The organism is Amycolatopsis sp. cg13 (assembly GCF_041346965.1).
Lineage (GTDB): Bacteria > Actinomycetota > Actinomycetes > Mycobacteriales > Pseudonocardiaceae > Amycolatopsis.
In genome coordinates, this window is the sequence record NZ_CP166848.1 from 3,357,518 (window position 1) to 3,382,130 (window position 24,613).

Annotated in this window: 18 protein-coding genes; 10 read left to right on the top strand and 8 right to left on the bottom strand. The window is 69.6% G+C overall.

Going from position 1 to position 24,613, the window contains the following annotated elements:
- Positions 1-12: 12 nt before the first annotated feature.
- Positions 13-1,164 carry an MFS transporter gene (locus AB5I40_RS15170; RefSeq protein ID WP_370939136.1) on the top strand — a complete coding sequence of 384 codons (1,152 nt, stop codon included), beginning with the start codon at positions 13-15 and terminating at the stop codon, positions 1,162-1,164.
- On the opposite strand, the gene AB5I40_RS15175 is transcribed toward AB5I40_RS15170, so the two are convergent.
- The 3 genes from AB5I40_RS15175 to AB5I40_RS15185 form a co-directional block, all read right to left on the bottom strand.
- Positions 1,142-2,257 (bottom strand): S8 family serine peptidase, encoded by a 1,116-nt coding sequence (locus AB5I40_RS15175; protein ID WP_370939137.1) that lies wholly within the window; start codon positions 2,255-2,257, stop codon positions 1,142-1,144. The two genes, AB5I40_RS15170 and AB5I40_RS15175, sit on opposite strands and share 23 nt — an antisense overlap.
- A complete protein-coding gene (locus AB5I40_RS15180; RefSeq protein WP_370939138.1) occupies positions 2,254-4,422 on the bottom strand; it encodes a hypothetical protein in 2,169 nt (722 codons plus the stop codon). The genes AB5I40_RS15175 and AB5I40_RS15180 overlap by 4 nt, the downstream gene beginning before the upstream one ends.
- 152 nt (positions 4,423-4,574) lie before the next feature.
- Positions 4,575-4,943, bottom strand: a complete 369-nt coding sequence (locus AB5I40_RS15185; RefSeq protein WP_370939139.1) for an Rv2175c family DNA-binding protein — start codon at positions 4,941-4,943, stop codon at positions 4,575-4,577.
- Positions 4,944-5,035: 92 nt separating this feature from the next.
- On the opposite strand from AB5I40_RS15185, the gene pknB reads away from it, so the two are divergent.
- The 5 genes from pknB (at position 5,036) to AB5I40_RS15210 (ending at position 10,892) form a co-directional block, all read left to right on the top strand.
- Positions 5,036-7,063 (top strand): Stk1 family PASTA domain-containing Ser/Thr kinase, encoded by a 2,028-nt coding sequence (gene pknB / locus AB5I40_RS15190; RefSeq protein ID WP_370939141.1) that lies wholly within the window; start codon positions 5,036-5,038, stop codon positions 7,061-7,063.
- Positions 7,060-7,269: a hypothetical protein gene (locus AB5I40_RS15195; RefSeq protein WP_037809693.1), complete on the top strand. Its 210-nt coding sequence runs from the start codon at positions 7,060-7,062 to the stop codon at positions 7,267-7,269. The genes pknB and AB5I40_RS15195 overlap by 4 nt, the downstream gene beginning before the upstream one ends.
- A 66-nt stretch (positions 7,270-7,335) precedes the next feature.
- Positions 7,336-8,811 (top strand): SPFH domain-containing protein, encoded by a 1,476-nt coding sequence (locus tag AB5I40_RS15200; RefSeq protein ID WP_370939142.1) that lies wholly within the window; start codon positions 7,336-7,338, stop codon positions 8,809-8,811.
- Positions 8,811-9,494, top strand: a complete 684-nt coding sequence (locus AB5I40_RS15205; RefSeq protein ID WP_370939144.1) for a hypothetical protein — start codon at positions 8,811-8,813, stop codon at positions 9,492-9,494. The genes AB5I40_RS15200 and AB5I40_RS15205 overlap by 1 nt, the downstream gene beginning before the upstream one ends.
- Positions 9,495-9,611: 117 nt before the next feature.
- Positions 9,612-10,892 carry a wax ester/triacylglycerol synthase domain-containing protein gene (locus AB5I40_RS15210; protein WP_370939145.1) on the top strand — a complete coding sequence of 427 codons (1,281 nt, stop codon included), beginning with the start codon at positions 9,612-9,614 and terminating at the stop codon, positions 10,890-10,892.
- A 179-nt stretch (positions 10,893-11,071) separates the two neighbouring features.
- On the opposite strand, the gene AB5I40_RS15215 is transcribed toward AB5I40_RS15210, so the two are convergent.
- A complete protein-coding gene (locus AB5I40_RS15215) occupies positions 11,072-12,463 on the bottom strand; it encodes a class II 3-deoxy-7-phosphoheptulonate synthase (protein WP_354747996.1) in 1,392 nt (463 codons plus the stop codon).
- Between the two features lie 213 nt (positions 12,464-12,676).
- Here AB5I40_RS15215 and AB5I40_RS15220 point away from each other — a divergent pair, with 213 nt between their 5' ends.
- Entirely contained in the window at positions 12,677-13,564 is an 888-nt protein-coding gene (locus AB5I40_RS15220; RefSeq protein WP_370939146.1) for an NADP-dependent oxidoreductase, read from the top strand.
- Here AB5I40_RS15220 and AB5I40_RS15225 read toward each other — a convergent pair.
- The 3 genes from AB5I40_RS15225 to gltB all read right to left on the bottom strand — a co-directional run bounded on the left by AB5I40_RS15225 (position 13,561) and on the right by gltB (position 20,039).
- The gene (locus tag AB5I40_RS15225; protein ID WP_370939147.1) at positions 13,561-13,932 is read right to left on the bottom strand and encodes a MerR family transcriptional regulator; all 372 of its coding nucleotides are present in this window, start codon (positions 13,930-13,932) and stop codon (positions 13,561-13,563) included. The genes AB5I40_RS15220 and AB5I40_RS15225 overlap by 4 nt on opposite strands.
- A 64-nt stretch (positions 13,933-13,996) precedes the next feature.
- A complete protein-coding gene (locus tag AB5I40_RS15230; protein ID WP_370939148.1) occupies positions 13,997-15,505 on the bottom strand; it encodes a glutamate synthase subunit beta in 1,509 nt (502 codons plus the stop codon).
- Positions 15,498-20,039: a glutamate synthase large subunit gene (gene gltB / locus AB5I40_RS15235; protein ID WP_370939149.1), complete on the bottom strand. Its 4,542-nt coding sequence runs from the start codon at positions 20,037-20,039 to the stop codon at positions 15,498-15,500. The genes AB5I40_RS15230 and gltB overlap by 8 nt, the downstream gene beginning before the upstream one ends.
- Before the next feature lie 396 nt (positions 20,040-20,435).
- On the opposite strand from gltB, the gene AB5I40_RS15240 reads away from it, so the two are divergent.
- The 3 genes from AB5I40_RS15240 to AB5I40_RS15250 are packed head-to-tail and all read left to right on the top strand — an operon-like array spanning position 20,436 to position 23,377.
- Positions 20,436-20,777: a hypothetical protein gene (locus tag AB5I40_RS15240; protein WP_370939150.1), complete on the top strand. Its 342-nt coding sequence runs from the start codon at positions 20,436-20,438 to the stop codon at positions 20,775-20,777.
- 41 nt (positions 20,778-20,818) lie between these two features.
- The gene (locus AB5I40_RS15245) at positions 20,819-22,555 is read left to right on the top strand and encodes a hypothetical protein (protein WP_370939151.1); all 1,737 of its coding nucleotides are present in this window, start codon (positions 20,819-20,821) and stop codon (positions 22,553-22,555) included.
- A 15-nt stretch (positions 22,556-22,570) separates the two neighbouring features.
- Positions 22,571-23,377 carry a hypothetical protein gene (locus AB5I40_RS15250; protein ID WP_370939152.1) on the top strand — a complete coding sequence of 269 codons (807 nt, stop codon included), beginning with the start codon at positions 22,571-22,573 and terminating at the stop codon, positions 23,375-23,377.
- A 136-nt stretch (positions 23,378-23,513) separates the two neighbouring features.
- Here the strand turns inward: AB5I40_RS15250 and lgt are convergent, their stop codons facing one another.
- Positions 23,514-24,536, bottom strand: a complete 1,023-nt coding sequence (lgt, locus tag AB5I40_RS15255) for a prolipoprotein diacylglyceryl transferase (RefSeq protein WP_370939153.1) — start codon at positions 24,534-24,536, stop codon at positions 23,514-23,516.
- Between the last annotated feature and the right edge of the window lie 77 nt (positions 24,537-24,613).

The following is a 24,613-nucleotide window of genomic DNA, read 5'->3' on the forward strand; positions in this document are numbered from 1 at the left end:
AACATCTCAAACGTGACAAGCCGTTACAGGTTCGCGGCGTATCTCATCGGGGCGACGGCGGCGCGCACTGGGGACGAGTTGTCCGGTCCGGCGCTGCTGCTGCTCGGCGTGGGTGCGTCGGGAGCGGTCGCCGGGTCGACTCTGCTGGCCGGGCTCACTGTCGCGGCGGCGGTAGGCGGGCCGGTCCTGGGCGCGGCCCTGGACCGGTCGCGCACGCCTGGCCGGATCCTCGCGGTGGGGCTGATCGGGTACGCAGTGGGGCTGGCTGCGATCACCGCGCTGTTCGGAGTGGTGCCGTTTGCGCTGGTGGTGGGGATTGCCGTGGTGACCGGGTTGCTGGCGCCGGCGATCGGAGGCGGGTGGACGGCGCAGGTTCCCGCGTTGGTACCTGCACAAAAACTCGGTAGGGCGAGCACGCTCGACGCCATGACGTTCACTGCGGCGGCACTCGTCGGGCCGGGGCTTGCGGGAGTGCTCGCTACGGCGGCGGGGGCTCCGGTCGCGATGGTCGTGGCTGGGGTGCTGACATTGATCGCGGTGCCGTTCGCGTGGCGGCTCCCCCGCAACCGTGAAGAGCAACGGCCAAGATTCTTTGAAGCGGCAACGGTTCTTGTCCGCAATCCTGCGTTGCGACAGTCGACTGCCACCTCGACGTTGTCGTGCGTCGGGATCGGGATGGCGTTCGTCTGCTACCCGTTGATCGGCGAGCAGCGGCTCGGCAGCGCGGGGTATGGGACGCTGTTGCTCGTCGGTTTGTCGGTCGCCTCGCTGCTGGCGAATGCGATTCTCTCGCGACGGTCGTATTCGCCGGATCGAGCGGTGCAGTTGAGCACGGTCGCGATTGGACTCGGGTTAGCTGGGGCAGCGGTAGCACCGAACGCGCCGCTATTGGTAATTGCGGTGGCGCTCACCGGGATTGGCGAAGGACCGCAGCTCGCGTCGTTGTTCGCGGTTCGACATCGGGAAGCGCCGCCGGAAATGCGGGCGCAAGTGTTCACCACCGCGGCCAGCATCAAGATCGCCGGGATAGCGCTGGGGAACGCCGTTGCGGGGCCGTTAGCCGCCTACTCCCCCACCGTCGGGTTGCTCGCGGCGGCGGGGATGCAGGTGGTCGCGGCGGTCGCGCATCCGTTGTGGACGGTCAGAAAGCAGCTAGTCCATTAGGCGTTCCGTTGCCGGTCGGGCCGTCGTATCCCGGGACGCCGGTGCAGAGGTAGTCGCCGCATTCCTCGAATACGACATTGTCCCCGCCGACGACGTCGTTGAGTTTCCCCGCGTACAGCCACGAGGCGTCCGGATACTGCTCATGGTGTCCGGCCAAAGCGATGACTCCGGCGATGAACGGCGCAGAAGCACTGGTGCCGCCGACTACCGTCCAGCCGTGGAGGACTGTGGTCTCGTACACGGCGGGTCCGGTGGCGGGATCGGCTACCGCGGCCACATCGGCGACCGTCCGGCCGGGGCAGTTCGGATCCTTCTGCCACGCGGGTTTCGCGACCCAGGCCGAACATCCGCTCGAAGCGCCCTTCCACACCGATTCGGTCCAGCCGCGCGCATTGTCCGCTTTGGACAGTGACGTGCCGCCGACCGCGACGACGCTGGCGTACACCGCGGGCGCGCTCGGCGCCGCGAATCCGCCGTCCCCGCTCGACGCGACGATCGCCACGCCGGGATGCCGGTAGTGCGCGGCGAAATCGCCGGACCAATGGCTTTCCGGTGCGCCGTAGCTGTTCGACACGATCGTCGCACCGAGCTTCACGGCCGTGTCCACCGATGTGCCGAGTGCGTCGAAGGACGCGTCATCGCCTTCCACTAGCAGGATTTTGCACTGGGAGCAGGCGGCGGAGGCCATGTCCAGGTCCAAAGCGATCTCCACTGGCCAGTCGCCCTGTCGCGGCGGGAGCGGCGCAGCATCGCCGTGCTGATTGACTTTGCGGAAGCAGCCGTTCGCTGTGGTGCAGGGCGGGAGGCCGTAGGTTTGTCGATATACCGCCAGGTCCGCTTCGGCGGTCGGAGCGTCCCCGGCGTCGACGATGGCGATCGTCTCGTTCGCGCCGCCGGTATCAGGCAGGCGGTAGGCAGAACGCAGGTCAGCGGGGCTGTAGCCGGTGGCGCGCAAGGCAGCGCGACTGTCCACTTTGGCGTAACAGCGAGCGAAGCCCGGAACGGCGGGGCCGCAGATGTCTCGCGGGGAGGCGGACGCGACGGACGGGATGAGCGCGCCGAGGAGAAGCAGCACAGCCAGGATGCGTTTCATCGCTCGGCCTTCCCGACGGTGTAGGCGTTGCTGATCGTCTGCGTGATCGCATTGCCCGCCAGATCCCGCGCGGTCACCTTCAGCGACGGTGACGTCCCGGCTGGCGGATTCCGCCACATCGCGACGTATTCGCCGAACAATCCGAAGACCTGCGCGGGCTGCCAGGTGGCTCCGTTGTCGACCGACACCGAAACGGTCGCCGAGGTGATCGGCGAATGCGATCCGGCACCGCTGTAAGCGGCGTGACCGACGTGCAATTCAAGTACCTGCAGCGGCGAGGACGACGTCGTGGAGAGATCGGAATCCAGCCGGTAATCCACGGTCAGCGCGCCGAGGACCCGGCACGGCTGCGTCGGATCGGCTGCCTGGCAACGATGCGGCGGAGGGAGCGCAGCATCAGCCGCAGCCGGGTCGTATTGCAGGGTCAGCTCGGTGCGCAGTTTCCCGGCCTGGCCGACGCCGGGGATCGCGGTCCGGTCGACGTCCAGCACGCCTCGGAAAGTGGCTGGCGTCTTCGGCACCTCGACTGACGCACCGTAGGCACCGTCCTGATCGAACACTTGCTGATCGTTGCGGTACAAGGAGAAATGCAGCTGCGGTGCGTAGAACAACGGGATCGCGGTGTGGTCCGGTTCGCTGTCGCGCAATTCCGGGATGGCGACCGACACCGTGCCGCCGGAATAGCAGGCCTCGCACAATCGGTCCCGCTTCCATTGCCCGAGACCGGCGGTCAGCGGGCCGCGCGACCAGTCGACGGTCGTGGTGCTGCCCGGCCGGTAGGTGCGCGGATCGGCGGTCATGAGCGTGTACGACGAGCCTTTTTGCTCGTACTGCACCCATTCCGCGGTGTGCGTGGTGCCGAGGTAGTCGGTCAGCACTCCGGGCGCGGGGATGAAGAAGCCGCTCGCGCCGAGTCCGTGCCGCAGGATCACCGGGTCCACCGGGCCGCTGTCGATCGCGACCGGCATCTTGTCCGCGGGGTCGGCATACATCCGATCCCGGACCGTCGCGAGTTCACTGTCCTTTGTGGAAAACGACTGGTTCTCGGCGATGCCGTCGCTGGCGAACGAAAGGTCGACGCGGTACCGGTCCTCGGGCTTGGGCGGTTTGCCTGCCCACTGCACGACGTAGTGCAGCAAACCCTGAGCCGGCTTCGGCACCGGCCGCACGTACTGCTTGGTCGTGCTGCCCGAGATCCCGACGGCGAATCCGCGGCCGGTCGCGTCCTCGCGGAAGAAGTTGGTGGTGAGCGAAGCCTGCGTAGTCGCCTTCGACGGGGCCACCTTGACCTCGGCGGTCGCGTACTTCTCTTCCACGGTCAGGGTCTGCGTATCCGGCGAATCGCCGACGGCGAACCCCTCGACCCACGAAGTCCGCGTGGCGATCACGCTCCCCGCGTTGTCGAAGTCGGAGAAGGTGGCGGACGCGGCGTAATGCCCCTCGGGAACCGCGATCCGGGTGACGCCGTCGACGTCGACGTGCCGCAGCAGCTTGGCCGCGGAATCGGTGTTGATCAGCGACACGATGCCGTTGACCGATCGGCCCTGCAGGTCGAGCAGGCGGAGTTCGAGGATCTTCATCGGATACCGCGGCTGCTGTTCGCGCGGCGCGCCGGCCAGCCGGATCGTCGCGGGCAGCGCGCTGCTGCCCGCCGGTCGTCCGGCGGCGGCGTCGTCGGCGAGGCGTCGGTGCAGGTCAGCGGTGAATTCGGCGGGCGAAGCGAGGTAGCCGGTCGCGGTGTTCCCGGCGGACGAGACGATCGTGATGCCGGGCGGCGCCGTCGGGGCCGTGCCAGCGGGGAACGTCAGCTCAAGCGGCGTCTTCCCGGGCTGCAGCCGGGCCAGCGCGGTGACGTCGAACAGCGATTTGTCCAGCCGGCCGAGAAACGGAACGACCTCGCCCGGAATGACATACCGGTCGCCGCCGTCGCTTTGATACGACTGAAAAGCGGTGCGCGGCGGCGACGAAAAAGCGTAATTCGTACCGCCGTTCGGCCCCGGGAAAACCGTCAGCCGGTCCCCCGTCGGCAAAGCCACTTCCCGCGCTTGCGGTGCCGCTGCCGCGAAGGGCGCGGCCGCCGCGGATGGTGCCGCCACCGCGGAACTGCCCAGCACCAGCGCGATCGACGCGATCGCGCGGCGTCTTCCGGAAACCCGTCCTCCCATGCCCGATGCTCCTCTCCAGCATGCGGCAGAGCAGGATTTTCAGGACGGTTCCCGAGGATGGACTGGACCAATTGACCGCGTCAACGACAACCGCGATTTCTGTCCGGAAGGGCGATTGTTGTCAGCCCTTCGGCGAGCAACGCGGGAAGGGTCTAGAACGCCATCGCCTGCGCGCGCCGCTTGACCTCGGTCCCGTGGCTGGTGCGCAGCGCGTTGATCGGCGTGCTGCCCGGGAGCGTGTCGTCGGCGGTGAAGAGCCAGCGGAGCATCTCGGTGCGGCTGAACCCGGAGTCGGCGAGCACGGTGATCGTGCCGCCCAGCCCCTTGACGATGCCGTCCTTCACGAAGAAGGCGGCGGGCACGCAGAGTTCGCCCTCGCGCCGGACAGCGATCAGCTCGCCGTCCCGCAGCATCTGGCGGACCTTGTTGGCCGACACCCCCAATGCGGCCGCCACCTCCGGCAACGGCTTGACCGCGACCTCGGTGTCGAGGATGTCGTCGGCGACAGGAATCCCACTCACACGTGACACTGTGCCACATTCCCCCGTCCGGCCCACTGCTACGCACGGGTGACCCGCCCCGCCGCGCGGGTCCTTCCGTACGATTGCCCACCGTGACGCGCACCCAGCCCAGCCTCGTCGGCACCCTGCTCGAACGCCGGTACCGCGTTGACCAGCTGCTGGCCAGGGGCGGGATGTCGGCCGTCTACCGGGGCCTCGACACCCGCCTCGACCGGGCGGTGGCGATCAAGATCATGGATCCGCGCTTCGCCGACGACCGGTCGTTCGTCGACCGGTTCGTGCGCGAAGCGCGTTCGGCCGCCCAGCTGCATCACCCGAACGTGGTCGCCGTGCACGACCAGGGCTTCGACACCCCGGCGGGCCAGGACACCGGCCTCGCCTTCCTGGTGATGGAGCTGGTCAACGGCGGCACGCTGCGCGACCTGCTGGACGAGCAGGGCCAGCTGGACGTCTCGCTCGCGCTGAGCGTCGCGGAGCCGGTGCTGGCCGCGCTGGCCGCCGCGCACGCCGCCGGGCTGGTCCACCGCGACGTCAAGCCCGAGAACGTGCTCATCGGCCGCAGCGGGCAGCTGGCGGGCGGCGTGGTGAAGGTCGGCGACTTCGGCCTGGTCCGCGCGGTGGCCAGCGCGGGCACCACGAGCTCGAGCGTCATCCTCGGCACCGTGGGCTACCTGGCCCCCGAACAGGTCGCCACCGGCGACACCACGGCCCGCAGCGACGTCTATTCGGCGGGCATCCTGCTGTACGAGATGCTCACCGGCCGCCTGCCCTACACCGGCGACACCGCGATCTCGGTCGCCTACCGGCACGTGAACGACGACGTGCCCCGCCCGAGCGAACTGCGCCCGGACCTGCCGCCGGTGCTCGACGACCTGATCCTGCGCGCCACCCGCCGCGACCCGGAGCAGCGCCCGGCCGACGCCGGCGAGTTCCTGGCGCAGCTGCAGGCCGCGCGCGCCGAGCTGGGGCTGCAGCCGGTCGCGGTGCCGGTGCCCCCGCCGCCGGACGGCGACCGGGTGTCGGACGTCGAACGCACGCTCCCGAACATCCCGGCCGTCCAGCAGAACGTTCCGCTGGGCCAGCAGACCATGCCGGTCTCCGGTCCGCGCGGCACGCGCGCCATGACCCGCGCCGTGCCCGCCGCGCCTCCCCCGGCCGGTCCGCCGCACGCCGGGCCGCCCGCTCCGGCTCCCGACGAGCCGCGGAAGCCGCGCGACAAGCGCAAGCTGATCGCGCTGGCGATCGCCGGGGTGCTGGTGCTCGGCGGGCTGATCGGCGCGTTCGCGTTCATCCTCAGCGATTCCAAGGTCACGACCACGACCGTGCCGAAGCTCGCCGGGCTGACCCAGGCCGAGGCGGGCGACCAGTTGCGCGCGGCGAAGCTGAACCCGCGCTACAGCCAGGAATTCGACAACACCGTCGACGCCAACAAGGTCATCAAGGTGGATCCGGCGCCGGGCACCACGCTCGACCAGGACGCCACCGTGTCCGTGGTCGTGTCGAAGGGCAAGCCGAAGGTGCCGAACATCCAGGTCGGCACCGCGCTGGACACCGCCACGAAGGCGATCCAGGAGCAGAAGCTCACCGTCGTCCAGGGCACGCCGGAGTACAGCGACACCGCGCCGCAGGGCACCGTCGTGAGCGTGAGCCCGGCGGCGGGCACCCCGGTGGACATCGGCGGCCAGGTGACGCTGGTGCTGTCCAAGGGCCCGGAACCGCTTCCGCCGGTCCCGGACGTCACCGGACGGTCCAAGGCCGAGGCGTTCCAGATCCTCCAGCAGGCCGGATTCCAGCCGCAGGACGGCGGCGAGGAGTTCTCGCAGTCCGTGCCCGCGGGCGCGGTCACGCGCACCGACCCGGGCGCGGGCTCGGCGGGGACCAAGAAGGTCAAGGTCTACGTCTCGAACGCGGTGCAGGTGCCGGACGTCCGGTACCGCACGTTCGACCAGGCCGCGGACCTGCTCAAGCAGGCCGGGCTCGACGTCGACCGCAAGGGCGGCGACGGCAACGGCCACGGGCACGGCGGCGGTGGCTTCAACTTCGTCCTGGAGCAGGACCCGGCCCCCGGCTCGTTCGTGCCCAAGGGCACCAAGGTCAAGATCCGGGGGATCGGCGGATGATCGGCAGCCGCGGCCGGGTCACCGGCACCGTCGGGCCAGGGCTGATCGGCGAGGTGCTGCTTAGCGTCCGCGGCGGCACCGAGGCCTTTTACGCCTACCCGGCCGAGCCGGACACCACCTTCGCCGTCGGCACACCCGTTCTGGTGGTCGATTTCGAGCCTCCGCGCACGGTCTACGTGGAAAGGTGGCAACCGTTGCGCGCTTGACCGCGTCGCAGTGCTGACGGCGCCTGAGCGCCGTGCCAGCTGAATACGGAAAGTGCGGCGAGGGCTATGGAAATCTGGGTCATCGTGGTGATCGCGGTCGTGGCCGTGATCCTGCTGTTCGGGCTCCTGCGGATCCTGTACAAGGTGGCGGAGCCGAACGAGGCGCTCATCATCTCCGGCTGGGGCGTCCGGGTCGAGCGCACCGAAACGGCCGACAGCCTCGGGTTCAAGATCATCACCGGCCGCGGCGTGAACGTGCTGCCGGGCTTCCAGACCGCGCGCAGGCTGTCGCTGGACACCCGAGGGGTGAACCTGCAGGTCTCGTGCGTGACGAAACAGGGTCTTCCGGTCACCGTGCGCGCGGTCGTGATCTACAAGGTCGGCGACGATTTCGCCTCGATCGCGAACGCCGCCCGCCGGTTCCTCGACCAGCAGAAGGGCATGAACGACACCATCCACGAGCTGTTCTCCGGGCATCTGCGCTCGATCGTGGGCGGGCTGACCATCGAGGAGATGATCCACAACCGCGACGCGCTGACCGGCGAGGTCCGCCAGTCGTCGGCGACCGAGATGATCAAGCTCGGGCTGATCGTGGACTCGCTGCAGATCCAGGAGATCGACGACGAGTCCGGCTACATCGTCAACCTCGGCAAACCGCACGCGGCCGCGATCGCCGCCGCGGCGCGGATCGCCGAGGCGCAGCGCGACCAGGAGGCCACCGAGGCCGAGCAGATCTCCGCCGCGCGCAAGGCGGGCGCGATCCGGGAAAGCCAGATCCAGCAGGCCGGGTACCAGGCCGAGGTGGACCAGGCCAAGGCGAAGGCGAGCCAGTCCGGTCCGCTGGCCGAGGCGACCGCGCGCCAGGAGGTCGTGGTCCAGGAGACCAGGGCCGCGGAACTCGAGGCGGCGCTGTCCGAGCAGCGGCTGCAGTCGCAGGTCCGCAAACCGGCCGACGCGAAGGCGTACGAAACGCGCACCACGGCGGACGCGGAACGCGACGCGCAAATCGCCCGCGCGCAGGCACAGGCGAAGGAAACCGAGCTGCGGGCGGGCGCGGACGCGACCCGGGTCAAGACCGCGGCGGACGCCGAAGCGCAGGCGACGAAGGCCCGCGCGGAAGCCAGCGCGAGCGCGACGAAGGCCACTGGTGAGGCCGAAGCGGCCGCGGCCAAGGCGAAGGGCCTCGCGGACGCGGAGGCGGCGAAGGCCAAGGGTCTGGCCGAAGCCGAAGCGGCGAAAGCGAAGGGGCTCGCCGAGGCCGAGGCGATCAAGGCGCGCGCGGCCGCACTGGCGGAGAACCAGGAGGCTGTGGTAGCACAACAGCTGGCCGAGCGCTGGCCGGAGATCGTCGAAGCCGGCGCGCAGGCCTTCAGCAATGTCGACCACATGGTGGTCCTGAACGGCGCGGACGGGATGTCGGACATGTTCACCAAGGCGCTCTCCCTCGGCGGCACGGGCCTCGGCCTCGCCCGCCAGCTGATGGACGCCATGGGCGCCAAGAAGCCGGACTCCGACGGCAGTCTCGCCCCTCGCGAGGACTGATGAGCTTCTTCACGGACGGTCCTCGCGAGCGACCCCTGTTCCCGGTCCGGGAGCAGGAGCTGTTCGGCTACGAGGGCCGTCCGTGGACGGGCCCGCCCGCCGACCACATCGTGCCCGCGCTGGTGCCGTGGCCGACGCCGCTGGGCCGGTCCGAGCGCACCATCGTGGCGCTGCGCGCGATCGAGGTGTGGCCGGAGGCGATGACGCTGCGGATCGCGGTGTACTCGCGCGACCGCATGGACGGCGCGCCGCTGATCGGCCACCGGCGGATCCCGGACTACAACTCGCTGCTGGTCGGCGTGCTGTTCCCGGACGGCGGCCGGGCCAGCTCCGAAACCGTTTCGGTGCCGAGCGCGGGCGAACCGCACGAACCGGTGCTGCGCGTCGAGGACGGCAGCGGGTCGGAGTTCCGCTACGAGCACCCGGTCTTCGTGTGGCCGCTGCCCAGCGCCGGTCCGGTGAAGCTGATCGTGCAGTGGCTCGACCGCGAGATCCCGGAAACGCACACCAAACTCGACGGCGGACGGCTGCGCGCCGCGGCGCACGAAGCCAGCGAACTGTGGCCGGGGCTGCCGAAGCGGCCGGGCAACGGCGTCGCGATGCGCCAGATCGCTGCCGAGGTCAACGACTCCGCCGGGCCCGGCCTGCCGCAGCGGCAGCCGCGGCGTGCCCCGGGCGAGTGAAATCCCGGGGAATTAGCGTCCCCGAAACATAACGGCCGTCCGCCGGTCATACCCGAGTAGTGTCGTGACATTCGCCCTCGACATTCGCACTCGACGCCGGACGTTGGAAGGTGGACCATGGCAGCTGCTTCGCTCAGCTCGCTCGATGTCGCTTTTCTTTGCCTCTCCAGGGAAACCGCGCCGATGCAGATGGGCGTGGCCCTGGTCTTCGCGCCGGAGGAGCCGATCGATCCGGACCGGCTGGCCGCGCTGCTCGCCCGCCGGGCGGCGGAGATTCCGCCGCTGCGCCGGAAAATCCGCGCCGGGCTGTTCCCGCCCGGCTCCGCGACCTGGGTGGACGACCCGGATTTCCGGGCAGTGAAACACATTCACCACCACCGGCTGACCACGCTGTACGACCCGGACCCGCTCCCGGAGTTCGCGGCGAGGTGGATCGCCGAACCGCTCGACCCGCACCGTCCGTTGTGGGAACTCACTGTGGTGACAGGTTTTCCGGACGGAACCTTCGCGATCTTGCTAAAACTCCACCACGCGCTCACCGACGGCGCGGGCGCGTACGCCGTCACGGTAGGACTCCTGGACGGATTGCCGCTTCCCGAGCCCGCGCCGGCGGTCCCGCAGCCGCGCTCGCCGATGGACGCGGTGCGGGATACGTTGGAGACAGCGGGAATCGCGTCGTCGGTGGTCCGCGCGGCCCGTCCGCCGTGCCTGCCGCTGGCCGCACCCGCCACCGCCGAACGGCGCCTCGGTTTCGCCCGGCTGGCCTCAGCCGATCTTCGCCGGATCCGGCGAACGCACGGCGGGACCACGAATGACGTCGTGCTCGCGGTGTTGTCCGGCGCGTTGCGCGAATGGCTGATCAATCGCGGCATTCGCGCGGCGGGACGTTCCGTGCGCGCGCTGATTCCCGTGAGCGTGCGCGGGAGAGCGGCCGAGCAATGGGGCGGGAACAAGCTTTCTGGCTATTTGTGCGATTTGCCGATCGGAATGGACGATCCGGTGCAACGGTTGGCCGAAGTGCGCGCCGAGATGACGCGCAACAAAGCCGCCGGGCCTTCCCGCGGCGCCGGCGCTTTCCCGCTGCTGGCCGACCGGATGCCCGCCGCATTGCACTGGCTGGGCACGCGGACCGCCGGGCTGGCCGCGCCGCTGCTGTTCGATCTGGTGGTGACGACCGTTCCGGTGCCGCCCGCCCGGCATGCGCTCGCCGGAGCGCCGCTGACGGAGGTCTATCCGTTCGTGCCGCTGGCCCCGCATCAGGCGGTGGGCATCGCGGTGGCGCCTTATCGCGACAGTGTCCACATCGGACTGCAGGCGAACGCGGACGCGGTTGCCGATCTCGGTTCGCTGCGCGACGCGGTGGCCAAATCGGCGGCGGAACTGCTGGACGCCTCGTGAGCGGTGCTCTGCGGCTTCAGGTTGTGCGCGGTCTTGCGCCCACTGTGCCGTTCCCGCGAAAGTACGTGAGGGGAACCCTGAGGGAATCTGATTCCCTCAGGGTTCCCCTCACGTACTTCGGCATCGCGTGCCGGGCCCGGTGTCCGCTCTGACCGGGATCAGCACTCTCGGGCGGGCGGTCAGCCGCGCAGCATCTCCGCGACCAGGAAGGCCAGCTCCAGCGACTGCTGGGTGTTGAGCCGGGGGTCGCACGCGGTCTCGTAGCGGCCGGAGAGGTCGACGTCGGAGATTTCCTGTGCCCCGCCGAGGCATTCGGTGACGTCCTCGCCGGTCAGCTCGACGTGGATGCCGCCGGGGTAGGTGCCGAGCTTGTGGTGCACCTCGAAAAAGCCCTGGACCTCGTCGACGATGCGGTCGAAGTGCCGGGTCTTGTAGCCGGTGGACGACTCGTGCGTGTTCCCGTGCATCGGGTCGCACTGCCAGATGACCTTGTGCCCGGACGATTCGACCTTCTCCACGATCGCCGGCAGCACCTCGCGGACCTTGCCGTTGCCCATCCGGGAGATGAGCGTGAGCCGTCCCGGCTCGTTGCGCGGGTCGAGCCGCTCGACGTACTCGAGCGCCTGCTCGGGCGTGGTCGTCGGGCCGATCTTGAGCCCGATCGGGTTCGACAGCAGCTCGGCGAACGCGATGTGCGCGCCGTCGAGCTGCCGGGTGCGCTCGCCGATCCACAGGAAGTGCGAGGACAGGTTGTACAGCTTCGGGTTCGCCGCGTCGGCCTGGTCCAGCCGCAGCATCGCGCGCTCGTAGTCGAGCAGCAGCGCCTCGTGGCTGGCGAAGATCTCGGTGTACTGGAGCGAGGTGTCGGTGACGCCGCAGGCGTTCATGAACCGCAGCCCGCGGTCGATCTCGGCGGCGAGCGCCTCGTACCGCTCCCCCGCCGGCGACGAGGACACGAAGTCCTTGTTCCAGTCGTGCACCTGGTGCAGGTCGGCCATGCCCGCGCCGGTGAGCGCGCGGACGAGGTTCATCGCCGCGCCGGCGTTCGCGTACGCGCGGATCATCCGGCCCGGGTCCGGAACCCGCAGCTCCGGCTTGGCGACGAGCGAGTTGATGATGTCGCCCCGGTAGACAGGCAGCCCGAGCGCGTCGGTGCCCGACGAGCGCGGCTTCGCGTACTGGCCCGCGATCCGCCCGACCTTCACCACCGGCAGGCTGGCCCCGTAGGTGAGCACAACGGCCATCTGCAGCAGCGTGCGCAGATTGGCCCGGATGTGCGGTTCGGTGTTGGACTCGAACGTCTCCGCGCAGTCGCCGCCCTGAAGCAGGAAGGCCTCCCCGCGAGCCACCATGGCGAGCCGGCTCTTCAACCGGTCGATCTCGGCGGGCACGGTGATCGGCGGCACGCTCTCCAGCACGCCGCGCACCCGCTTGGCCAGCGCGACGTCGGGCCACTCCGGCTGCTGCGCGGCAGGCAGCGACAAGGCGGTGTCGAGGCGGTCCCGCAGCTCAGGAGGCAGGGGCGGCAGCTCGGGGAGAGTGTCTACGGGAACGTCGACTGTCCAGTTCACGCGTCTCAGGATAGGGTCTGCCGCCTTTGCCCGGGGCGGTGGGCGTCGAGGGTCACGCGTCCGGGGAGTCTTGGCGGGAGCGGGTGCCGAATCGGTCGGCGGCTCCAGTTTCCCGCGAACCGTGTCGGCCGGGTCACATCGGCTGGAAGTTGACATCGGTGTCAACGAATAGCGTCGGTTTCGGACAGACCGAGATGCGGGAGGAACCGGCAGATGAGCACAGCCTTGGGATACCGATCGTTCGGCGCGGCCGAGGTCCAGGAGTTCTTCGAACGGCCGGATCCGACGCCCGGTCCCGCGGAAGTTCTGATCCGGGTGGCGGCTGCCGGAGTGAATCCGCTCGATCATCTGCTGCGAGGAGGGCACGTCCCCGACCTGAATGGCCATCTGCCGTTTCCTCAGGTCATCGGGATGGAAGCAGCGGGGACAGTGCTTGAAACGGGGAAAGACGTGACTGGGCTCGAGATCGGCGACCGGGTCGCCGGGTTCGCGTTGACCGGGGCGGGCACGTACGCCGAAACCACGCTGCTCCTCGTCGAGTCCACCGCCCGGATCCCCGACTCGCTGCCGTGGGCCTGGGCGGCGACTATCCCCGTCGCGGGCACCACGGCGCTGGACGTGCTCGACCAGCTCGACCTGCCGAAGGGCGCGTCGCTGCTGGTGAACGGGATCGGCGGCGGAGTCGGGATCGCGGTGGCGCAGCTCGCGCGGGATCGCGGGCTCGTCGTGACGGGCACGGGCAGCACGGCCAAGCGCGATCTCGCGACGAAGTACGGCGCGGCTTTCGTCGACTACACGGCGGGCAGCGTCGTGGGCAACTTCGACGCCGTAGTCGACACGGTCGGCGGTCAGTCCCTGCGCGCCGTCGCACCGTTGGGAAAGAAGCTCATCGCAGTCGGGGATCCGTCAGTGACCGAACTCGGCGGAGTGTTCGTCCATCGTCGGCTCGATCGGGCGAGTCTCGAACGAGTCGCCGAGCTGATGGCCGGAGGGCGGCTCGATCCGCACATCACCGGGACTTATCCGCTGGCACGGGCGCAGGAAGCGTTGGCGCTCGTCGAATCCCGCCACGCCTCGGGCAAGCTGGTCATCAGCGTCTAGCACGAGCTCCCCGCGCCCTGCCGGTATCGCGTGTTCGCCTCGATCAACACGTCCAGGGCATCCCGCGCCTCGGCGAGGCGTGCCATGTCGGCGGTCAGCCGGTCCCGCTCCCCCACCATCGTGGTGAAAGCGTCTTCGATCACGCCCTCGTCGTCGCTGTGTACGCAGGGCAGCAGCCGGGCGATCACCTTGCTGTTCAAGCCTGCGTCGAACAGCCGGCGGATCAGTTCGATCCGTTCGACCTCCGTCGCGAGGTAGTGCCGCTGTCCGCCCGCGGACCGGGTGCTCTGCACCAGGCCCTGCTGCTCGTAGTACCGCAGCGAGCGGGCGCTGACTCCGGTCTTCCGGGCTAATTCGCCAATCCGCACAGAACCCAGCTTAAAGAAACGGGCCCCGGCGCGCCGTTGCGCCGGGGCCCGAGCCAGGGTTCGATCACACCACCGCGAGCGGCAATGCGGTCGGGTGCACGGGAGCAGGAAGATCCGAAGCGCCCGTCAGGAAAGTGTCCACTGCGGCCGCCACGGAGCGGCCTTCCGCGATGGCCCACACGACCAGCGAGGCGCCGCGGTGGGCGTCGCCGCAGACGAAGACTCCTGGGGTTTCCGTTTGCCAGTCCGAGCCGCACGACAGGGTGCCCCGGCGGGTCAGGGTCAGGTCCAGGCCTTCCAGCAGCGGCATTTCCTCGACGCCTTCGAAGCCGATCGCCAGCAGGACCAGGTCCGCGGGCAGGGTTTCGACCTCGTCGTTCACCGGGAGCACCTCGCGGCGGCCGGTTTCCGGGTCCTTCTGCACGCGGACTTCCTGCAGTTCCACGGCTTTCACCCGGCCATGGCCGTCGTCGACGAACCGCTTGACCGCCACGGCGAACTTCCGTTCGCCCGCTTCCTCGTGCGCGGGATAGGTGCGCAGGATGTAGGGCCAGGTCGGCCACGGGGACCGTTCGTCGTCGCGGGTTTGCGGCGGCGTCGGGTACTGGTCGAGCTGGGTGACCGACAGCGCGCCCTGGCGGGTGGCAGTGCCGTAGGAGTCCGCGCCGGTGTCGCCGCCGCCGATGATCACGACGTGCTTGCCGTTCGCGTCGACCGGGGACGGGCCGTCGCCTTCCACGAACTTGTTGGCGGGCACCAAATGTTCCATCGCCAGGTGGATCCCGTGCAGCGATCGGCCCGGCGTGGTGCGGTCGTCGCGGCCGCGCAGGGCGCCGACGGCGAGCACGACCGCGTCGTACTGCGCGCGCAGGTCTTCCACCGACAGGTCGACGCCGACCTCGCAGCCGGTGACGAACTTCGTGCCCTCCTTGCGCAATTGCGCGAGGCGCCGGTCGAGGACCTTCTTCTCCATTTTGAACTCGGGAATTCCGTACCGCAGCAGGCCGCCGAGCCGGTCGTCCCGTTCGAACACGGTGACCTCGTGGCCCGCGCGGGTCAGCTGCTGCGCCGCGGCGAGCCCGGCCGGACCCGAGCCGACGACGGCCACCTTGCGGCCCGAGGACACCTCGGCCACCTGCGGCTGCACGTATCCGGCTTCCCACGACTGCGTCGCGATCGTCTCTTCGACGCGCTTGATCGCGACCGGTCCGCCGGACAACGGCGAGATCGACAGCACGCAGCCCGCCTCGCACGGCGCCGGGCACAATTTCCCGGTGAATTCCGGGAAATTGTTGGTGGCGTGCAAGCGATCGCTGGCCGCCGCCCAGTCGCCGCGGCGGACGAGGTCGTTCCATTCCGGAATCAAATTGCCCAGCGGACAACCGGATCCGCCGGAATGGCAGAACGGAATGCCGCAGTCCATGCACCGCGACGCCTGCGTGCGCACCTGTTCGTTGCGCTCTTCCGGCGAGACGTCCGCATAGACCTCGCCCCACGAGGAAAGCCGTTCCTCGTAAGACTTTTTCTTCGGTTCTTGCCGTTCGTGCTTCAGAAAACCGGTGGGGTCAGCCACGAGCCGCCTCCATGATCGCTTCGTCGACATCGCGGCCGGCAGCACGCGCTGCCTTCGCCGCATCGAGGACCCGCTGGTAATCGCGCGGCATCACCTTGGTGAACGCCGCCGAGCGCCGGGTCCAGTCGCCCAGGAGCGACGCGGCCACGGCCGAGCGGGTGAGGTCGTGGTGCTGCTGCACGATCTGCTTGAGCCAGGCCAGATCCTCCGGGTCCGGCGGAAGCAGGTCCACCATGTCCTGATTGACCTTCGCGCGGTCCAGGTCGAGCACGTACGCGCTGCCGCCGGACATCCCGGCCGCCAGGTTCCGCCCGGTCGGGCCGAGCACCACTGCGCGGCCGCCGGTCATGTACTCGAAAGCGTGGTCTCCCACGCCCTCGGCCACGACCGTCGCGCCGGAGTTGCGGACGCAGAACCGTTCGCCGACCTGCCCGCGCAGGAACAGTTCGCCGGACGTCGCGCCGTAGGCCAGCGTGTTGCCCGCGATCGTCTGCTGTTCGGCGGCGAAGCTCGCGTCCGGATGCGGGCGGACCACGATCCGGCCGCCGGACAGGCCCTTGCCGACGTAGTCGTTGGCGTCGCCGACCATTTCCAGCGTGATGCCGCGCGGCAGGAACGCGCCGAGCGACTGCCCGGCCGAACCGGTGAGCAGCACGTGGATCGTGCCGTCCGGCAGGCCCTCGCCGCCGTAGCGGCGCGTGATTTCCGAGCCCAGCAGCGTGCCGACGGTGCGGTTCACGTTGCGCACCGGCAGTTCCAGGCGCACCGGGTGCGCGTCTTCCAGCGCCGCCTCGGCGAGCTGGATGAGCGTGCGGTCGAGTGCGTGCGCCAAGCCGTGGTCCTGCTCGCGCACGCGCCGCTTCGAGCCGCCGTACGGCGTTTCCGCGGGCATGTCGAAGACCGGGCCGAGGTCGAGCCCGGAGGCCTTCCAGTGCTGCACGGCCTCGTCGGTGTCGAGCATCTCGGCGTGGCCGATCGCCTCGTCGAGCGTGCGGAATCCCAGCTGTGCCAAGGTTTCCCGCACTTCTTCGGCGACGAACTCGAAATACCGCACCACGTGGTCGGCCTGTCCGGTGTAGCGCTTGCGCAGCTCCGGGCTCTGCGTCGCGACGCCGACCGGACACGTGTCGAGGTGACAGACGCGCATCATGATGCAGCCCGCGACCACCAGCGGCGCCGTCGCGAAGCCGTATTCCTCTGCCCCGAGCAGCGCCGCGATCACGACGTCGCGGCCGGTCTTCATCGCACCGTCCACCTGCACCGTGATCCGGTCGCGCAAACCGTTGAGCAGCAACGTCTGCTGCGTTTCGGCGAGCCCGATCTCCCACGGCGTCCCGGCGTGCTTGAGCGAATTCATCGGCGACGCGCCGGTGCCGCCGTCGTGCCCGGAGATCAGCACGACGTCCGCGTGCGCCTTGGACACGCCCGCCGCGACCGTGCCGACACCCAGCGAGGACACCAGCTTCACGTGGATGCGGGCCTTCTCGTTGGCGTTCTTGAGGTCGTGGATCAGCTGCGCCAGGTCCTCAATGGAATAGATGTCGTGGTGCGGCGGCGGGGAAATCAGCCCGACGCCCGGCGTCGAATGCCGCGTGCGCGCGATCCACGGGTACACCTTGTTCGGCGGCAGCTGCCCGCCTTCGCCCGGCTTCGCGCCCTGCGCCATCTTGATCTGGATGTCGTCCGCGTTCACCAGATACTCGCTGGTGACCCCGAACCGGCCCGACGCGACCTGCTTGATCGCGCTGCGCCGCTGCGGGTCGTACAGCCGCTCCGGGTCTTCGCCGCCCTCGCCGGTGTTGGACCGGCCGCCGATGCGGTTCATCGCGATGGCGAGAGTTTCGTGCGCCTCGGCCGAAATCGAGCCGTACGACATCGCCCCGGTGTTGAACCGGCGCAGGATCGCCGACGCGGGTTCGACCTCGTCCAGCGGGATCGGCTCGCGCGCGCCGTCGCGGAACTTGAACAGCCCGCGCAGCGTGCCGCCCTCGCGGTAAAGCCGGTGCACCTCTTCGGTGTACTGGCGGTACACCTCGTCGCGGCCGGTCTTCGACGCGTGCTGCAGCAGGAACACCGTCTCCGGCGTGAACAGGTGCAGCTCGCCCTCGCGGCGGTACGCGTACTCGCCGCCGGTCTCGAGTCCACGGTGGACCCGGTCGGTCGGGTTGTCCGGGTACGCCCGGCGGTGCCGCACCGCGACCTCTTCGGCGAGCACCTCCATGCCGACGCCGCCGAGCTTCGACGACGTCCCGGTGAAGTACTCGTCGAGCAGTTCCTGGCTCAGGCCAAGGGATTCGAACACCTGCGCCGCGGTGTACGCGCCGACCGTGGAAATGCCCATTTTGGACATGATCTTCAGGACGCCCTTGACGAGCGCCTGCACGTAGCTGCGGATCGCCTTCGCCGGTTCGATGCCGGTGATCGCGCCCTGGCTGATCATGTCTTCGATGGTTTCGAAGGCCAGGTACGGGTTCACCGCCGCCGCGCCGTAGCCCAGCAGCAGCGCGATGTGGTGCACCTCGCGGGCGTCGCCGGTCTCCACGACCAGCGCGACGCGCAGCCGTTCCTTGGTGCGCACCAGATGGTGGTGCACCGCGGAAACCAGCAGCAGCGACGGGATCGGCGCCATCCGGTGGTCGGAATCGCGATCGGACAGCACGAGCGTGCGCGCGCCCGCCGCGATCGCCTCGGACGCGTCGCGCCGCACCCGCTCGATCGCCGCCGCCAGCGCTTCTGCCCCGCCGTCCACTTCGTACAGTCCGGAAAGGACACTGCAGGCGAAACCGGGCAGATCGCCGTCGTCGTTGATGTGGATGAGCTTGGCCAGCTCGTCGTTGTCGATCACCGGGTACGGCAGGTTCAAGTGCCGGCACGACGCGGGCCCCGGGGCGAGCAGATTGCGCTCCGGCCCCATGATCCGGCTCATCGACGTGACCAGCTCTTCGCGGATCGCGTCCAGCGGCGGGTTGGTCACCTGCGCGAAGTTCTGCTTGAAATAGTCGTACAGCAGCCGGGACCGCTTGGACAGCACGGCGACCGGGGTGTCCGACCCCATCGACCCGATCGGCTCGGCCCCGTTGGCGGCCATCGGCGCGAGCAGGATCTTCAGTTCTTCTTCGGTGTAGCCGAAAGCGAGCTGGCGGCGCAGCACGGAATCGTGGCTCTGCACCACGTGGTCGCGGTCGGGCAGCTCGGCGATCTTGAGCAGCCCGGCGTGCAGCCAGTCGCTGTACTGCTGCTTGCGCGCCAGTGCGGACTTGACCTCTTCGTCGTCCACGATCCGGCCCGCCGCGGTGTCCACGAGGAACATCCGGCCGGGCTGCAGCCGGCCCTTCGCGACGACGTTTTCCGGGGCCACGTCAAGGACTCCGGCCTCGCTCGCCAGAACGACGCGGCCGTCGGCGGTGTGCCACCAGCGCGCCGGGCGCAGGCCGTTGCGGTCGAGCACCGCGCCGACGAGCGTGCCGTCGGTGAAGGTGACGCACGCCGGGCCGTCCCACGGTTCCATCAAACTGGCGTGGAACTGGTAAAAAGCCCGCCGTTCCGGATCCATCGAGGTGTGGTTCTCCCACGCCTCCGGGATCATCATCAGCACCGCGTGCGGCAGCGAGCGGCCCGCGAGATGGAGCAGCTCCAGCACCTCGTCGAAGGACGCCGAGTCCGACGCGTCGGCCGAGCAGATCGGGTACAGCCGCGAAAGATCGCCGGGAAGCAGGTCCGATTCGAGCAGTGCTTCGCGGGCGCGCATGCGGTTGCGGTTGCCGCGGATCGTGTTGATCTCGCCGTTGTGCGCCACGAACCGGAACGGGTGCGCGAGCGGCCACGACGGGAAAGTGTTGGTGGAGAACCGGGAGTGCACGAGCGCGATCGCGCTGGCGAGCCGGGAATCGCGCAGATCCGGGAAGAACCGCGGCAGCTGCTCGGGCGTGAGCATGCCTTTGTAGACGATCGTGCGCGCGGACAGCGACGGGAAGTACGTGCCGCAGCCGGAAGCGAGGCTCTCGTGCTCGACGCGCTTGCGCAGGCAGAAGGCCAGCCGGTCCAGCTCCAGGCTGGTTTCGCCGTGCGGGGACGACACGAACAGCATCGCGAAATGCGGCATCACCGAACGCGCGGTGGGGCCGATCTCCGCGCCGTCGGTGTCCACCGGAACCTCGCGCCAGCCAAGGACAGTGAGCCCTTCTTCGGCCGCGATCCGTTCGGTGAGCCCGATCGCCTTGCGGCGCTGCTCGTCCTCGGCGGGAAGGAACGCGATCCCGGCGGCGTATCCGCCGCCGGCGGGCAACGGGAATCCCGCCTCGGCGCGCAGCAGTTCGTCGGGCAGCTGCAGCAGGATCCCGGCGCCGTCGCCGCTCGTCGGCTCGGCTCCCGCGGCTCCGCGGTGGTCGAGATTCGTGAGCGCGGCGAGACCGTCGGTGACGATCCCGTGCGTACGGCGGCCCTGGACGTCGGCGACCATGGCGACGCCGCAGGAATCCTGCTCGGTGTCCGGGTCGTACAGACCCTGCTTGCCGGGGATGGCGGAGAAGATCATGGAAAAGGGACCTCCTTCGTCGTTTCGTGCGGTGGCCGGCGAACCGGCCGCGGGGAGCGCACGGGACGACGATGGCCCGCTTGTTAGCGCGACTTTAACACCTGGGAAACACCCCAGCAGCGCCTCGGAGCTCCCCGAACGGGGAAGAACGGTAACGATCCGGCAGCGCGGAACGACGTAGTTCCGGATGGGTTCCCGATGCTTCGGTCCGCGAAGCATAAGCCCCGGAGCGGCCTCGCGCACCTGTCGCGTGACGAAGTCGATGCGCCCGCTTCGTCCCCTTCGCCCGATCTTCCCAGGTAATCGCACAAATTTCCGGGAACCGCCCACACTCGGTGATCGTCGGTTGCCATAGTGTTCGGCAACCAACAGCTCACGGGGAGGGCGGTTTCTTTCATGTCCGGCATAGAAGTCGACGTCGAGACGATGAACCAGTACGCCGAGGTGCTCGACAGCCTCCACGAGAAGATCAGCAAGATCAACGACTACATGCGCTCCACCGCGTGCGACACGTCCGGTTTCACCGGCCTGTTCATGGTGCTGCAGCCGGTGGTGCAGCTGGTCGGGAACCTCTACGGCGGCACGCTCGATTTCGGCCACTCGCGGCTGACCTCGCTGTCCGACGGGGTCAAGCAGGCGGCGCAGGCCTACGCGCACCACGACGCGAATTCCGCGCAGCTGCTCCAGAAGTTCATCGACCAGTTCGACGGCATCGACTCCGGCCGCGGCGCGGCCTGATGCGCATCCGCACCACACGGTTCTGACGAGGGGGACAAGACATGGCACGGCACGGCGGCGGGCACGGCGGCGGCCACCACCCCGGGGGAACGGGGACGACGCATCCGCCGTCCCGCCCCGGCGGCAACCAACCGCATCCCGGGGGCAACCAACCACACCCCGGGGGCAATCAGCCGCATCCCGGCAATCAGCCGCCGCCCGGCGGGAATCACCCGGGCGGGAATCAGCCCGGCCATCCGGGCGGGAATCATCCGGGCGGCACCGGTCCGGACGGGCGTCGTCCGTCCGGCGGGGACGACCAGACGCATCCGAGCGGCACCGGGGGAAACTCCGGCAACGACGGCAACGGCCGGGATGGTCGGGATGGTCGAGACGGCCGCGATGGTCGGGACGGCCGAGACGGCCGTGACGGTCGCGATGGCCAGGACGGCGGCGAAGAAGGCGGCGACGGCCGGGGTCGCGATCGCGGCAACGAGGGCGGCGACGAAGGCGGCGGCCGGGGCGGCGAAGAGGGCGGCTCCGGCAGTGAAGGCGGCGACGGGGGCGGCGAAGGCGGCTCCGGCAGCGAGGGCGGCGAAGGCGGCGGCAACGGCGGCGAGGGCAACACCGGGGGTTCGGGCGGAGACCCCGGCGGAGTTCCCGGCGGCACCGGCGACTTCGACCGCGGCGACTCGATCGTCGAATTGCTGCAGCCGCCGGAAGACACCTCCGGCGAGGACGTCCAGGCGCTGGTGAAGGACGCCGGCGTCGAGGTGATGGCCGTCGAGTGGGTGTATCAGAAGTTCACCGGCACGACGCTGACCCAGCAGTTCATCGAACCGCTCACCGGCGACTTCTCGAAGATGTCGGCCGACGCCGAGGCGTGGCGCAACATCTCCGAGGCGATGAAGGCGTTCTCCGAGGTGATGGTCGCCAACGAGAAGACCGTCAGCGATTCCTGGCACGGCATGGCTTCCTTGGAGCACAAGGCTTACGTGCAGGCCGGATGGCGGGCCGGGCTCGCCGCCGAGGCCGGGATCGCGTCGCTGATCGCCAAGGGTTTCGACCTGCTGGCGGACACGTCGAAGAAGCTCGCGGCCAAGGCCTTGGACCTGCTGAAGAGCCTGATCGACCGGCTGCTGGTGATGGCCGCGGAGGCGTGCGTCCCGATCGCGGGCTGGATCGCCGACGCGATCACCGCGTTCAGCGAACTGCTGCCGCTGATCAACGCGCTGATCTCGATCATCGAGATGATCCAGGACATCATCACGAAGGTCCAGGACATCTGGAACTCGATCAAGGACATCGGGTCGCAGCTGCAGAAGATCAAGGACGTCGGCAGCATCGGCGATCTCGTCGACATCGCGAAGAACATCGGCGGGGACGTCGGCGACATCAAGGAGAACGCCAAGGGCATCGGCCAGGACGCCAAGGACGCCGTGCAAGCGGGCAAGGACGGCGTCAACGAGTCGCGCGAGGCGCATGCGGAGAACCGGCGCTCGCGCGAAGGCGGCGAGGAAGGCGACCACACGTCCGGCGACGGCAATTCCGGCGAGAACGGCAACCGCCGCTCCGGCGACGAGGGCGACCGGTCGCAGGGTTCCGGCGAACGCGGGCACGACCAGCGGTCCCAACCGGACGGTCCGCAGCACCAGCCCCCGCGGAACCAGCAGAACCACCAGCCGCCCCAGCAACCGAATCACCCGCCGTCCCAGCCGAACCACCCGCCCGCGAACCATCCGCCGTCCCATCCGCCCCGGCGCCCGGCGAGCGGCCGGATCCACGGCCGCATCGACTAAGGAGGAACTGCCGAGATGTCCCAGCCCGTCACCGCGGACGATTCGTGGAAGACGCCCGAGCTGCGGGAGGCCGAGGCCGCGCTCGACCGGACGGTCCGCAAGTCCCAGCAGCTGCTGAAGGACCTGGAGAAGATCAAGCTCCGCCCGCTGCCGAAAACCGACACCCCGGAACGGATCGAGGCGATCAAGAAGGCCGCCTCGCGTCCGGACGCGCCCGCCCAGCTGCGGCTGGTGAAGCGGAAGGTCGACGCGGGCGAATTCACCTGGGAGGACGTCGCCGCGGGCCGGGCCTTCGCCGACCCCGAGGTCCGCGCGCTCGCCGACGAAAAGCTCAGCGAGGCCAAGGACATCCTCGAGGAGCTGGAGGAGGGCCAGTCCCCCGAGGAGATCCTCGAGGCACGCACCGGCGGCGCCGGGAACCCGTTGTCGGACACCGGTCGCGCGACGTATCCGGACACGCCGGACAAGCCCGCCGGGTTCTCCGCCGAGGACCCGCTGGCGAGCAGCGGCCGCCCGCAGCCCCCGGCCCCGCCCGCGCCCTCGCCGGGGCCTGCGGAGTACTCGAACGAGAATCCGCTCGCCGACCGGACTCCGCCGCCGCCCCCGGCTCCGCCGAAGGAAGAACCGCCCGCTCCTCCCGCTCCGCCTCGGCACCGCGCACCGGAACCGCAACCGGAGGACGATTTCGCCGATCCCCTCGCCGACCGGGGCGACCGGCCGAAGCGGTCCGCGCCCCAGCCGCCGCCGTCGCCGGGCCGCCGCTCCCGGCGTCAGGACTCCGGCGATGACGACGACTACTTCGGCGGCTCGTTCCTCAGCTGAGCCCCGCTCCGAAGTACGTGAGGGGAACCCTGAGGGAATCTGATTCCCTCAGGGTTCCCCTCACGTACCTCAGCCCGCCACACGCGAAAGAGGTCCCCGCCCAACCCGGGCGGGGACCTCTTTTTCGGCTCTGCGCCTAAGACTTCTCGGACTTGCCGTTCTCCCCCGGCGCGGAGGAAGACCCGGCGTCCACAGTGTCCTCCGGAGCCTTCTCGTCCGGTTCCGGCTTCTCGCCCGCGTCGTCCGAAGTGGACTCGACGGCGGCGTCCCGCTCGTCTCCCTTGCTGCGCAACGTCTCCGGTGCTTCGCGCGGGCCGCGTTTGGCCGCGAGGACGAAGTACGCCATCGCACCGATGAACAGCAGGATCGACACCCACACGTTGACCCGCAGGCCGAGGATGTGGTTGGCGTGGTCGGAGCGCAGCAGTTCGGTCCCGCAGCGGCCGACGGTGTAGCCCGCGACGTAGAGCGCGAACGCGCGGCCGTGGCCGAGCTTGAACTTGCGGTCCGCCCACACCACGAGCAGCGCGATGAGCAGGTTCCAGACCAGCTCGTACAGGAACGTCGGGTGCACCGGGCTTTCCGGCAGCGGGATGTGCCCGGTCGCGACGCCGCCGAGGGCGTCCGGGGCTCCGGTGGCCGGGTCGAAGCGCTGGTAGATCTCCAGGCCCCACGGCAGGTCGGTGTGCCCGCCGTACAGCTCCTGGTTGAAGTAGTTGCCGAGCCGCCCGATCGCCTGCGCGACGATGATGCCGGGCGCGATCGCGTCGGCCATCGCGGGCAGCGGGATCCCCCGGCGCCGGCAGGCGATCAGCGCGCCGACCGCGCCGAGCGCGACCGCGCCCCAGATGCCGAGGCCGCCGTCCCAGATGGCGAAGGCGTTCCAGGGGTTCTTGCCCTCGGTGAAGTACAGCTCGGGGTCGGTGACGACGTGGTAGAGCCTGCCGCCGACCAGGCCGAACGGCACCGCGAACACCGCCATGTCGAGCACGGTGCCCTTCGTGCCGCCCCGTGCCTCCCAGCGCCGCTCGCCCCACCAGATCGCGACGATGATGCCGGCGATGATGCAGAGCGCGTACGCCCGGATCGGGATCGGGCCCAGGTGCCAGACGCCTTGGTCGGGGCTCGGGATCGTGGCCAGGAACGCTGCGGAGTACACGCGGCCACCGTAGCGCGTCGGGCTCCGGTCGTGGTCCGGGAGCCGCGGAACCCTTAGTCAAGACCCGGTCACAGCCC